The 13,541-nt window shown below is 42.7% G+C and carries 10 protein-coding genes; 9 read left to right on the top strand and 1 reads right to left on the bottom strand.

Annotated elements, in window-relative coordinates:
- Positions 1 to 16 precede the first annotated feature (16 nt).
- From HY58_RS10600 to HY58_RS10615, 4 genes are all read left to right on the top strand, one after another.
- The gene (locus HY58_RS10600) at positions 17 to 4,372 is read left to right on the top strand and encodes a PKD domain-containing protein (protein WP_172644643.1); all 4,356 of its coding nucleotides are present in this window, start codon (positions 17 to 19) and stop codon (positions 4,370 to 4,372) included.
- Between the two features lie 4 nt (positions 4,373 to 4,376).
- Positions 4,377 to 5,417, top strand: a complete 1,041-nt coding sequence (locus tag HY58_RS10605) for a PorP/SprF family type IX secretion system membrane protein (protein WP_039131571.1) — start codon at positions 4,377 to 4,379, stop codon at positions 5,415 to 5,417.
- A gap of 62 nt (positions 5,418 to 5,479) precedes the next feature.
- A complete protein-coding gene (locus tag HY58_RS10610; protein ID WP_039131574.1) occupies positions 5,480 to 5,950 on the top strand; it encodes a redoxin domain-containing protein in 471 nt (156 codons plus the stop codon).
- 125 nt (positions 5,951 to 6,075) lie between these two features.
- Positions 6,076 to 6,405, top strand: coding sequence for a T9SS type A sorting domain-containing protein (locus tag HY58_RS10615; protein WP_082022131.1), 330 nt, complete (start codon positions 6,076 to 6,078; stop codon positions 6,403 to 6,405).
- 1 nt (position 6,406) lies between these two features.
- Here the strand turns inward: HY58_RS10615 and HY58_RS10620 are convergent, their stop codons facing one another.
- Complete coding sequence (locus HY58_RS10620) at positions 6,407 to 7,579, bottom strand: class I SAM-dependent rRNA methyltransferase (RefSeq protein WP_039131579.1); 1,173 nt, start codon at positions 7,577 to 7,579, stop codon at positions 6,407 to 6,409.
- 180 nt (positions 7,580 to 7,759) lie between these two features.
- On the opposite strand from HY58_RS10620, the gene HY58_RS10625 reads away from it, so the two are divergent.
- The 5 genes from HY58_RS10625 to HY58_RS10645 all read left to right on the top strand — a co-directional run bounded on the left by HY58_RS10625 (position 7,760) and on the right by HY58_RS10645 (position 13,428).
- Complete coding sequence (locus HY58_RS10625; protein ID WP_039131581.1) at positions 7,760 to 8,308, top strand: nucleotide exchange factor GrpE; 549 nt, start codon at positions 7,760 to 7,762, stop codon at positions 8,306 to 8,308.
- A gap of 22 nt (positions 8,309 to 8,330) precedes the next feature.
- Positions 8,331 to 9,503 carry a molecular chaperone DnaJ gene (dnaJ, locus tag HY58_RS10630; RefSeq protein WP_039131584.1) on the top strand — a complete coding sequence of 391 codons (1,173 nt, stop codon included), beginning with the start codon at positions 8,331 to 8,333 and terminating at the stop codon, positions 9,501 to 9,503.
- An 88-nt stretch (positions 9,504 to 9,591) separates the two neighbouring features.
- Positions 9,592 to 10,182, top strand: a complete 591-nt coding sequence (locus HY58_RS10635; protein WP_039131587.1) for an HD domain-containing protein — start codon at positions 9,592 to 9,594, stop codon at positions 10,180 to 10,182.
- Positions 10,183 to 10,209: 27 nt separating this feature from the next.
- Positions 10,210 to 12,963 (top strand): hypothetical protein, encoded by a 2,754-nt coding sequence (locus HY58_RS10640; RefSeq protein WP_156123654.1) that lies wholly within the window; start codon positions 10,210 to 10,212, stop codon positions 12,961 to 12,963.
- Between the two features lie 12 nt (positions 12,964 to 12,975).
- Entirely contained in the window at positions 12,976 to 13,428 is a 453-nt protein-coding gene (locus HY58_RS10645) for a Crp/Fnr family transcriptional regulator (protein WP_039131592.1), read from the top strand.
- Positions 13,429 to 13,541 lie beyond the last annotated feature (113 nt).

Raw genomic sequence — 13,541 nt, forward strand, 5'->3', positions numbered from 1 at the left:
AACACAAAACAGCTTGTTGAGAAAGATCCATACTACCTTATTTGTGATCCTGCTCATGGCGGGGTTCAATGTGGCATACAGCCAGAAGCCTGTGCCCAATTTCACGGCCTCAACCACAAGTGGCTGTGCAACGCTTACTGTTAGTTTCAGAGATCAGTCCACCAATAATCCAACAAAGTGGTATTGGCAGTTCAGTCACGACCAGGGATTAGTGGCCGATCAGATTTCACAGGCACAGAATCCAACCATCAGTTTTGGTACTCCCGGAAAATATACCGTTACACTGGTCGCAGAAAATGCATCCGGTCCTGAAAGGATAATTAAGGCTGGCCTTATCGATGTATTCCCCTCTGCGCGCATTGGCTTCAATGCCGACAGGAGAATTGCCTGTACTCCAGCTACTATACGATTTACGGACGGTAGTACAATACCCAATGGAGCAACCATTACCAGCTGGCTATGGAATTTTGGAGATGGTGGCACCAGCACCGATAGGCACCCATTACATACCTATACAAATCTTGGATATTATAATGTTACCCTTACTGTTACCACCTCAAGCGGTTGTACAGTGACTGCATCGGCAGACCGGTTCATCCGGGTGATTGGCGGGGTGAAACCAAACTTTGATTTCAGCCGCTCTGAAGACTGTAGTTCTCCTGTTAGTGTGAATTTCATTAACCAGACTGTTGCGCCGGGAGTTTTGCAGCATCAATGGAGTCTTGGCAATAATACCAGTTCAACAGATAAAAATCCTGTTACGAGTTATAATGCTCCTGGAACCTATAACGTAAAATTGGTTACCAGCAGTAGTTATGGTTGCAGGGATAGCATTACCAAACCCATAGTCTTCAATACAACAACAACAGACTTCAATACAATAGGTTCTGTTTGTGCGGGAAGGGATATCAGCTTTACCAATGCCAGTACCCCCACTCCCGTGTCCTCCCTTTGGGATTTTGGTGATGGTACCAGCTCGAGAGATATCCATCCTTTGAAAACATTTAGCAGTCCGGGGGTCTATACAGTGACGCTTACAAATAATTATGCTGAATGTACAGGAACCGTAACGAATAATATTACGGTAACATCTTCTCCAACAATTGATTTCACAGCTGATAAAACGGGTGGTTGCCAGGTACCTGTAACCATCAGGTTCACTGATCCTGAAACAAATTCAACCGGTTGGTTATGGGATTTTGGAGACGGGGGAATATCGAATGAAAAAAATCCAACCCATACTTATAATACTGCTGGTAATTACACTGTAACCTTATCATTAACAACAGCAGCCGGATGCCCGGCAACTGTTGTTAAAACCAATTTCATTCGCATTGCCGAACCTGGTCCACTTGTTATAAGCGGGATACCAGCAGGTGGTTGTGTGCCCTTTACCATTAATCCAACTGTGGCATTTGCTGGGGGGAATGATCCAATTACAAGTTATCAATGGAATCTTGGTTCAGGAGGAACAAGTACCAGTGCCACTCCTTCCTTCACCTTCTCCACACCAGGAACATATAATCTCACGCTTCGTGTAACCACGGCAAATGGCTGTACCAAAGACACAACTATTACTGCCGCCGTTAAGGCAGGAACCAAACCAACAGTCGATTTCAGTATTGATAAAACAACCGGATGTGCCGGTGATGAATATAATTTCACCTCTCTTGCAACGCCGGCCGACCAATGGATCTGGAATTTCGGCGACGGTGCATCCTCCTCAGATGAAAATCCTTCACATAAATATTTGGATACAGGATTATTAAATGTTCAGCTGATCGCTTTCAACAATGGCTGCAGTGATACACTTACAAAAGCAGATTTTGTAACCATAGAGGCTCCTGTGGCACTTTTTGAACCAATCATTGATTGTAACAACAGGCTTCGGGTACAATTTGACAATACATCTATTACAGACGCATCACATGGTGTAACTACCTATTTCTGGGATTTCGGAAATGGACAAACTTCAACTGCTGAAGATCCGGTTATGACCTATTCCGGGTATGGAAAATATACCGTAAAACTTATTGCAACAGATCCCATATGTAGCTATGAACGTGAAGTTGAACTAAATCTTTTTGAACTGTTAAATGATTTTACAGTCAGCAATTCATCCATTTGCAGGGGAGAAAGGTTCCGTCTGAGCTTTACCGGATTCGACCCTTCCCTGGTTGAATCATATAGCTGGAGAATAGGGTCAGGCGCAGCAGCGGTAGGTTCCAACAATTATGACACCAGCATTAATGTAAATGGCAGTTATGATGTTACCCTCACAATTGTTGATATATATGGATGTACCCTTACGAGAACGAAGACCGGACTAATAAATATTGTAGGTGCAGATGCAAACTTTACTGTAGTAAATGAAGGTGGATGCGCCAATAGCCAGATCACAATTACGGATGCTTCAACGCCACCGGCAAGCATCACACAGTGGACATATATATTTGGAGATGGAACAGCGGAAACCTTTACCAGCTCACCTATCACACATGTATATGCGAACCCAGGCGTCTATAATATAAAGCTTACCACCCGCGATAATTTTGGTTGTATTGATACCCTTACAAAAATAGCAGCTGCTACAGTAAGCCAGCCCCGCACAAACTTTAGCGCTGCCGATACTGTTTATTGTCCGGAGACACCGCTTCAGTTCAGTGACTCCACCCTGGGATCAAACCTGACCTACCTTTGGGATTTTGGGGATGGTGGCAGCTCCACACAAAAAGACCCGCTGCACAGTTATGCAAAAAAGGATACAGTTTATACTGTAAAACTTTTGACGGTTGATCGTTTTGGATGCCGTGACTCTGTTACTAAAGCAAATTATATCCGGATCGTTTCTCCCAAAGCTGCATTCAGTGCGTTTGACACCGCATCCATTTGCCCGCTGCTTGAAGCCAAGTTTATAAGCGAGTCAATAAATTATGACTCGCTATACTGGAATTTCGGTGACGGAAATACTTCAACACTGCCTTCAACCAGTAATTTCTATGAGACCTTTGGTCGCTACTCGGTCACTCATTATGCAAGAGGAGTGGGAGGATGTGTAGACTCTGCAACTGCAATCGTGAATGTTTATAATCCATCTTCCACCCTTGGATTTACCTATGGCCCGCTGGAAGCATGTAACCAACTTGAAGTAACTTTTAATATTAACCCTCCTCCGGGAACTAGGTTCCAGATAAACTTTGGAGATGGTACAAAAGACACTTCGGGTGCCACTACGCTGACGCATACTTATAATCGCCCAAATACATATACACCAACCATTACATTATATGACAGTCTCGATTGTATAGCCAATGTGGGAGGAAGACAGCGCATTTTGGTAAAAGGCGTGTTACCCGTATTTGGAATGGATCAGGATCGTTTCTGTGATACAGGGACGGTTAGATTTACAGACTTCAGCATCGGAAATGATTCCATCACCAGCAGAAACTGGAACTTCGATGATGGCAACACCAGTACTGCAACTGATCCAACGCACTATTTCACAACAGCAGGAACCTATTATGTTACACAAACAGTAACTACCATAACAGGTTGTTCCGCTACCTATATGGATACTGTGCGAGTTTATACAACACCGGTACCATTGATTGTTGGTCCGGCAGAAGTATGTGTGAATGATGCAGTTCCATTTAATGCAACAACGGTAGTTCCTGACTCCCTAACATTCTGGCAATGGAATTATGGTAATGGACGGTCCTCTCAACAGCAAACAGTCCTGGGGAAATTCAGTACTCCGGGTACGGTGAATTTTCAACTGAAGGCTACAAATGCAATAGGTTGTACAAACGACACAGCAATGGATGTTATCGTGTGGCCATTACCGGTAATCACCCTTGACCCCGAAGCAACAATAGTGGTGGGAACAGGTCTTAATATGCCGGTCAGTTATAGTCCTGATGTAAACACCTGGAACTGGACCCCTGATTATAATTTAAGTTGCACCAATTGTCCAGTGCCTTTTGCAAATCCACAATTCACAACCACTTATAATGTTGCAGTTATTGATTCAAATAATTGTAAAGCAACAGCAGGCATAGTTGTAAAGGTGATTTGCGTGGACAAGAATTATTTTATTCCCAATACTTTCAGTCCGAATAATGATGGAGTGAATGACAGATTTTATCCCCGTGGTACTGCCATAGATAAGATTCAATCAATGCGCATCTTCAATCGCTGGGGAGAACTTGTTTTTGAAAGAAGAAACTTTCCCGCCAATTCGCAGTCAGATGGCTGGGATGGAAGAATCAGGGGCAATGTGGCGGCCATGGATGCCTATGTTTATATCATCGAAGTCATTTGCGATAATGGAGAGATTATACCAATTAAAGGAAATGTAACATTGATCCGATAAAACCATGAAAAATCTTGTAATCCATATTGTTCAATTCCTGCTGATAGCATGCATAATACTTGCAGGCGGAAGTGCATATGCGCAGGATATTCATTTTTCACAGTTTTATGAAGCCCCCCTCCTTAGAAATCCTTCCCTGGCAGGAATATTCACTGGCGATATAAGGGCTCAACTGGTATATCGCGATCAATGGAACAGCTTTACCAATGCATACAGAAGTGGCTCATTCAATGCTGAGTATAAAATGCCAGTGGGTATTGGTGATGATTTCATTACTGCAGGAGTTCAATTATTATTTGACAGGGCCGGAACAGCGGCATTAACTTCCAGCCATTTTTTACCGGCTGTCAATTATCACAAAAGCCTGAGTACAGAAAAAAATATGTACCTGTCTGTTGGTTTCATGGGGGGATTAGTACAACGACGGATAGACCGTTCGAAGATTACTACTGACAACCAGTTTGTGGGAGGCGCCTATAACCCTGCAGTGGCAGATGGAGAGTCTTTTGCCAATGCAAACTTCAGCTATATCGACGGAAGTGTTGGAGCCAGTTTCAATACCAGCTTTGGACCGGAAATGAAGAACAACCTGTTCGTGGGTCTTGCATATCACCATCTGAACAAACCTCGTAATTCTTTCTACAGGAACACAACCGAAGCATTATATCCAAAATGGGTGGCATCTGGCGGTGTAAGATTCGATGTAAATGAGCAGGCATTCTTTAACCTGCAGGCAGATTATTCAAAGCAGGGCCCCGCAAGTGAAACAATTGGTGGGGCAATGTATGGGTATAGAATTGGTGATCCTGCAAATCCTGATTATACTATTTATTTCGGCGGATTTCTTCGTCTCAAGGATGCCCTGATTCCAGCAGTAAAAATTGACTATGATCCCTTCTCCATTGGAGTAAGTTATGATGTGAACGTATCACAACTAAAAACCGCAAGCCAGGGACGGGGTGGCTTTGAACTATCGGTAACCTATATCGGATTTGTGAACCGCTATAATTCTTCAAAATTTAAGATCTTCTGTCCCCGATTCTGATCAGGTAAATTTTCTTAACTATTTTTTGCCCGTCTTGTTATTATGCAAAGAAATAGTTTCCCATGAAAATAAGTAAAGGACAAAAAGCGCCGGAGTTCAGTTTGTTTGATTCCGGAAAAAATAAGGTAAGCCTGGCTGATCAGAAGGGGAAGAATATTGTATTGTTATTTTTCCCGCTCGCTTTTACAAGTGTGTGCACCAAGGAACTTTGTAATGTTCGTGATAATATTGCCTACTACAATAATACCAACGCCCAGGTGTATGGCATAAGTGTTGATTCCGTTTATTCATTGGCGAAATATAAAGAAGAACAAAACCTGAATTTCCCATTACTGAGTGATTTCAACAAGGAAGTATCTGCAGCATATGGCTCCCTGATGGAAACTTTTGCTTTTGAAATGAAAGGGGTTTCAAAAAGATCTGCTTTTGTAATTGACAAGGAGGGCGTCATACAATATGCGGAGATCCTTGATAATGTAGGTGAACTGCCTGATTTTAAGGCAATCCACCAGACACTTGATAATTTAAACTAATATTTTGTTAGAATTTTCAAAAGGGTCGGGTTATTTACCGGCCTTTCTTTAATTTCAGGTGTGGATTGTAACTTTGAAGAAAATAGAATATCTTGTTTAAGCGTTATAACCTTAGAAATACGCCAATGAGGATAATTTTTACACTATCCATTTTATTGTTTTTGTACACAGGAGGGGTTGCACAATCCCGCCTGCCGGTTAATAATACACCGGCTATACGCTTTTACCCTAACCCGGCCATCAGCCAGATAACATTTGATTTCCCCCGCCAATTCGAACGCAATTACACTTTCCAGATATATAATTTCCTTGGCAAGAAAGTATTTGAACAAAAGAATATAACCCCGAAAACAACTGTCGAATTAACACAGTACTATCGTGGTGTTTATATATTCCAGCTACGCGATAAAACCGGTAAAGTTGTAGAATCCGGTCGATTCCAGGTTGCCCGATAAATTAAAGCACCTGCACGATCAGGAACTTCAGGTAATGCGTGTTTTCCAATCCCCAAACAATAGGATGATCACTGGCCTGGGTCTGGTATACGACCTGTCTTAATGTTCTTTTAGCATCATTAGCTGCCATCTGAATGATTTCCAGAAACATTTCGGGCTGAATCAGGTTGGTACAAGAGGTGGTCACCAAAAATCCCCCTGGTTTAACCAGTTTCATTCCCCTGAGATTGATCTCTTTATACCCGGTAATAGCCTTTTGAATATTTTCCCTGCTCTTAGTGAATGCGGGGGGATCAAGCATCACCACATCATATTGACGCCCATCCTTGCTCCATTGTTTCAATACATCAAAGGCATTGACCGCCTGAAAGCTACACCTGTCAGAATAGCCATTAAGAGAGGCATTGGCATTGGCCTGCTCTACTGCTGAAGGCGAAATATCCAGTCCCACCACTGATTTTGCCCCATAATGGGCAGCGTGAATCTCAAAGGTGCCAGTATAGGTAAAGGCTCCCAATACATCTGCGTCCTTAACAATATGGCGGATGGCACGACGGTTATCCTGCTGGTCAAGGAAGTAGCCTGTTTTCTGACCATTTTCAATATCTACCCTGAACTGAAGGCCGTTTTCGTTTATGATAATAGTGGTATCAAAAGGCTCCGATAAAAATCCTTTAAGCTGTGGAAGCCCTTCTAACTCCCGAACCGGCACATCATTCCTCTCATAGATTCCCTTGGGAGAAAAGATGGTATTCAGCGCCTTCACTATGGCTGGCTTCCAGATATCCATTCCCAATGCCAGCGTCTGTAAAACAAAATAATCATTGAATTTATCTATGATAAGTGCTGGGAGGAAATCAGCTTCCCCAAAAATGAGACGACAGTTTTCTATATACCCGATTTGCTGACGATAGTTCCATGCTGATCGAATCCTCTCCAGGAAGAAGTTTTCGTCAATTTGTTCATTTTTATTTCGTGTTAGCAGTCTTACAATAATCTGGGATTTTGGGTTTGCATAACCCCTGCCGATGAATCTCCCATCATGTGTGAGCAGCTCCACGATATCACCCCCATCCAATGGTCCCTCTACCTTACCTACTTCATTGCCGAATACCCAGGGGTGACCATTCTCCACACGCCTGCTAACCTTCTTTTTAAGAAAAACTTTTGTCATGCCGGCAAAGGTAAGGTGTTGACCGGCTGGGAGAGAAGACAAAATGTCCCTAATTAAAGCTCTGGCAAAAAAATTGCCCCTTATACAATCATCTTAAATGAAGCTGAACCAGTACTAAAAAAGCCGACTTTCCGTCAAAAATGGCAAAATGTACTAGGTTTGCTGCCAATTTGTTCAATTATGGAAGAGAAAGATTTAAAAGAAACAACCGACTTTGATATCAACGCGGACAGTGATGTACCCGGAACCAGCCATTTGAATGAACCGGTTAAAGAATCAGGTGATCTGGAAAAGCTGGAGATGGAATTGTCTGAAATGAAAGACAAATATCTCAGGCAGGTGGCTGAATTTGATAATTTCAGGAAGCGCACCGCCAAAGAAAGGCTGGAGCTTATCCAGACTGCCGGCAAGGAAGTGATCGGCCAGTTATTGGAAGTGCTGGATGATGCTGACCGTGCACAGAAACAATTGGAATTGAATGATGATATTGCCTCATTCAAAGACGGCAGTATATTAATATTCAATAAGTTAAGAAATATCCTTCAATCCCGGGGGTTGAAACAAATGGAAAGTATCGGGACCGATTTTGATGCCGATAAGCATGAAGCCATAACCGAGATACCTGCTCCCCAGCAAGATCTTAAGGGAAAAGTTCTGGACGAAGTGGAAAAAGGTTATCTGCTGAATGAAAAGATCATCCGTTTTGCCAAAGTAGTGGTAGGAAAGTAACAAGCATAAGTACAACAATCTGATGTCAACGAAAAGAGATTATTACGAAATACTGGGGGTAGAGAAATCAGCATCGGCAGATGAAATAAAGAAAGCCTACCGCAAAGTTGCCATGCAGTTTCACCCTGATAGAAATCCGGGAGATAAAGCTGCAGAAGAGAAATTCAAGGAGGCTGCTGAAGCATATGAAATATTGAGTGATGCAGATAAGCGCTCACAGTATGATCGCTATGGTCACGCAGGAGTAGGGAACGGCGCCAGAGGTTTTGGTGGCCAGGGCAATATGAACATGGATGATATCTTCAGCCAGTTCGGAGATATTTTCGGCGATGACATATTCGGCTCCTTTTTTGGAGGTGCCGCTGGCGGCGGAAGAGCAAGGGGCGGTGGAAGAGCGCATGGTGTTCGCGGAAGCAACCTTCGGGTAAAACTGAAGTTGAACTTTGAAGAAATAGCCAAGGGTGTTTCTAAAAGCATCAAGGTAAAAAAATATGTGGTCTGCAATACCTGTTCAGGATCAGGTGCTAAAGATAAGGGCAGTGTGCAGACCTGTTCCACCTGTTCGGGAAGCGGCCAGGTCAGGAAGGTTACCAATACATTCCTGGGTCAGATGCAAACGGTTACTACCTGCCCTACCTGCAATGGAGAGGGTACCACAATTACAGCCAAATGCGGAAGCTGTAAAGGTGAAGGCAGAACTTACGGCGAAGAAACAGTAACCATCGATATCCCTGCCGGCGTGCAGGAAGGAATGCAACTAAATGTAAGCGGAAGAGGTAATGCCGGAGAAAGAGGTGGGATGGCTGGCGACCTCATCGTGCTTATTGAGGAAGAACAGCATAAAGAGCTTCAGCGCGATGGGTTAAATGTGGCTTATGACCTTCATATATCCATTCCTGATGCCGTTTTTGGCATCCAGATAGAAGTTCCGACCATTGATGGAAGAGCTAAGATCAAAGTACCGGCGGGTACACAAAGTGGTAAGATCTTCAGATTGAAGGGAAAGGGATTCCCTGCCGTAAACAGTTACGAGAAGGGCGATCAGCTTATACATATTAATGTATGGACCCCTCAACACCTAAGCGCCGAAGAGAAAGCTATCATGGAAAAATTACAGCATTCGGGCAACTTTAAACCTAACCCCGATAAGAATGAAAGAAGTTTCTTCGAAAAAGTAAGGGAAATATTCTCCTGATAAATAGAGCCGCTTTTGAAAATAGCGGCTTTTTTTATTATATTTCGTTCAGGTTAGCAATTCATAAAAATATGTAATCCTGGCTTCCATGACTGAAACCGGCTTTTTGGCCCTAAAAGAAAAGATCATTGCCCGACTATCAGAAGGGCTTGATAAGAGGCTTACCTACCATAATCTGGCTCATACACTGGATGTATTGGAACAGGCTGAAAGAATTGCAATTGAAGAAAAAATAACCGACCCGAAAACACTGTTGCTTGTTAAGCTTGCCGCTTTGTATCATGACACGGGGTTTCTTGATACTTATAAAGGACATGAAGAAAGATCCTGTGAAATTATGCTGCATGACCTTGGTGGTAATTCGCTAACAACAGGTGATCTGGACAAAATAAGCGGAATGATCATGGCAACAAAAATCCCGCAAAATCCTGCCAACCTGATGGAAGAGGTTATCTGCGATGCAGACCTGGATTACCTTGGACGAGACGATTTTCCGCCTATCAGTAATAATCTCAAAAAAGAATTTCTTGTTTTTGGTGTTATTAAAGAAGAAAAAGATTGGGATCCATTGCAAATAGGTTTTTTTGAAAAGCATCATTATTTCACAGCCAGTTCACGAATGATCCGACAACCCCGGAAAATGGATTTCCTGAAAAGTCTGAAGGCTTCAGGAAAATAAAAGAAACCACTAAATCCCTACCGTCTTATGCGTACCAACCGATTTTGGTTGAATGTGCTTAATGTACACACCAGTGAATGGTGGATCGTCAAAAAATTATTCTGGCTCCAGTTCTTCCAGGGTGCTGGTATCTCCTTTTTCTTTACCGCCGAATTCGCGCGCTTCCTCGAAAGATTTCCGGTTTATGAATTGCCCTGGGTGATGGTATTCTCCTCAGTACTGCTCTGGTTAACTGGATTGATCTACAGCTACTATGAGCATAAACTGAATTTTGCACGCTTTAATGAAGGTATCATCATCTTTATGGCCGCCAGTATGTTGCTGGTAAGGGTGGGATCAAATTTTTTTACCGACGACTGGTTTTACTATTTCAGTCTGGCCTGGTTCTATGTATTATATCTATTAAACAATCTCGAATTCTGGGGCATTGCCTCCCGTTTATTTGATATCAGGCAGAGCAAGCGATTGTTTGGCGTTATTAGTTCGGGCGATATCCCGGCAAAGTTCATAGGATATACCCTGGCCCTGATCTTTGTTCCTTATACCGGAACCCTCAACCTCCTGCTATTGGGTGTGATCAGTATGCTTGTATCAATCCCTTTCTTCAGGAGCATCTCAAAATCAGAGCATCGCCATTTTGCCCATGCACATCCAAAGCAACGGGTGCATCATTCATCCAACACTATACAAACCTTAATGCAAAGTTTTGTAAGCTCTGTCATGATCAGGCGTATTGCACTGATATCCATGCTGGCTTCAGCCTGTATCATCCTGGTAAATTATGGACTCTATGCCAACGTTAAAGATGCCTATAATAATGATGTTGAACTGGCGAAGTTCATAGCTATGTTCATGGCGGGGTTAAGAATCATTGCCCTGATCACAAAAACGATCTTCACCAGCAGGTTAACCGAAGCGATAGGTGTTAGATCATCTCTTTTTATTACCCCTGCTATTCTGATACTGCTCACTCTCATGAACCTTTTTGCCAACTGGATGAGCTCCGACGAAAAACAGATCTTTTACCTTTTCGGTGCAACTTCTATTGCCATCGATGTATTAAGAACATCCATAAATTCACCAGTTCTGTTAACTATCATGCAACCCCTCCCCACGCATGAAAGATTAAGAGCGCACAATATCATTAAAGGTATTATGGATCCTTTCGCCACATTGTTTTGTGGTATCTTATTGCTTGTATTTTTCAAAATGCAGCAGGAGGTGAACCTGATCACCATCTGTTATACGCTGATCATGCTGGCAGTTCTCTGGATCATCGGAACAAAATGGGTGAACAAGGAATATCTGAATATGCTGATCAGCACAATCTCCAGCAGGTTTTTCAGTCAGGAAGAATTTTCGCTGAACGACCCGGAAATGCTGCAAAAGATCAAGGATAAAATTACCAATGGTTCTGACCAGGAAGTACTAAGTATACTGAATATGGTAGCCAGCAAACAGAATCCCATTTCAGAGGAGTTGCTGGGCTATTTTTTATCCCACCCCTCCGAGGCCGTTAAGCTGGAAACAGTTAAGCTTATCGGATTGAAGCAGATAGTGCCCTTACAGCACCAGTTAGAAACATTATTGCAGGAAACAACAAATCAAACGGTAAAGCTGGAAGTAGTGAATGCCATCTGCAGTTTAGCGGAAGACCAACAAACCATTTCACCATATCTACATAACCAGGATGGTGCAGTCAGGAAGGCAGCCCTAACAGGCATGCTTACCAACAAGAATAAAACTATTCATTCAGAGGCTGAGAAGGAGTTGGAAAGGTTACTAACAAGTAATGAAAGAATGGACATCGATTCGGGCCTGCAGATCTTATACACTACAAGAAATGTGTATAACCATCCGGCGCATGCATCATTGATCAGGGGAAAAGAAGTACCTGAACTGGCAGCAGTATCGATACGCGCCATTGGAACAGCAGCAACTGATGAATCGCTGCAAGCCTTGCTATCACATTTACCAAAACATGAAAAACCGGTTATCGCCGCTTTGCTCAGAGCAGGTCCGAAGGCAGTAGGGCATATTGAAAATTATATAGATAAACACCGTCCGGGTTTTTCCCTTAGCGAGCAGTTGGTAACCGTACTCGGCAAGATCGGTAATTCGGAATCCAAGCTCCTGTTAAGTAAATACCTGGGGCAGGAATCGCTATTACTTCCTGTTATTATCAAGGCGCTATATCGAAGTAAATTCAAAGCCACAAATGAATCGCGGCAAATCATGGAAGATCTTGCAAGGGCATATACCCGTTATGGCGCTGAATTGCTTCATATGCAGCTTGCTCTTAACCAAAAGCATATACCGGCTGAATTGTTATCCAACGCTATAAAGATCGAACTGCATGAGATCAGGGAATTACTACTTTGCCTTTTTGGCTGCATGTATGACCGTGATAAGATAAATAAGGTAAGGAACAGTTTTCTTTCCAATCAAAAGGAGTCAATTGCCAATGCGCTGGAATTGATTGAAGTGACTGTAAAGAAAGACATCGCCCGTTATTTTAATATTCTCTTTGAAGACACGGGAATACAGGAAAGATGCAATGCCTTACGGCAGTTGTATACAGAAAAAGAATATAAAAATATTGACCAGATTATGGGCAGGATACTCACGGAGAGGCCTATCCGTTATCAGGATTGGACAAAGGCCTGTTCATTATATATATCGCGTAAATATGGAATCCGCGTTGATCACTTGCTTTTCAGGAAGTACATTGATTCTGAGAGCCAGTTATTACAGGAAACTGCACGGTATGCGTTAGCCTAAACAAAAGACTTTATGATTACATCCACTGATAGATTATTATTAATAGAAAAAGTACTTATCCTTAAGGCGCTGTCTATTTTCAGTGAAACGCCGGAAAACATCCTGGCCGACCTGGCACCACTAATGCAGGAGGAGGAATTTGAAAAAGATACCATCATTTTTGAGGAAGGCGAGATCGGTGATTGCATGTTTATTATCCACCGGGGACAGGTGAAGATTCATAAGGGCATTACAACTCTTGCGATCCTTGATGAAAAAGAAGTATTCGGAGAGCTATCCCTTCTGGATGCCGAAACCCGTTCAGCAAGCGCCACGGCATATTCTGACTGTACCTTGTTTAGGATTGACCAGGAACCTTTCTATGAACTACTTGATACCCGTCCGGAAGTGGCGAGAGGCTTTATCAAAATACTCTGCCAACGCCTGCGGGCACAGAATGAAAAGTCCATTTTATCGAATAGTTGAAATTTTACTTATATCAACCATTGATTATAACCATTAAAATACTTAACTTTCGAGATTGAACCCCCACCCTAATCCATTCCTATCAATACGTAGAATCTATTTACCCGCTTTTT

The organism is Flavihumibacter sp. ZG627, from assembly GCF_000814325.1.
Lineage (GTDB): Bacteria > Bacteroidota > Bacteroidia > Chitinophagales > Chitinophagaceae > Flavihumibacter.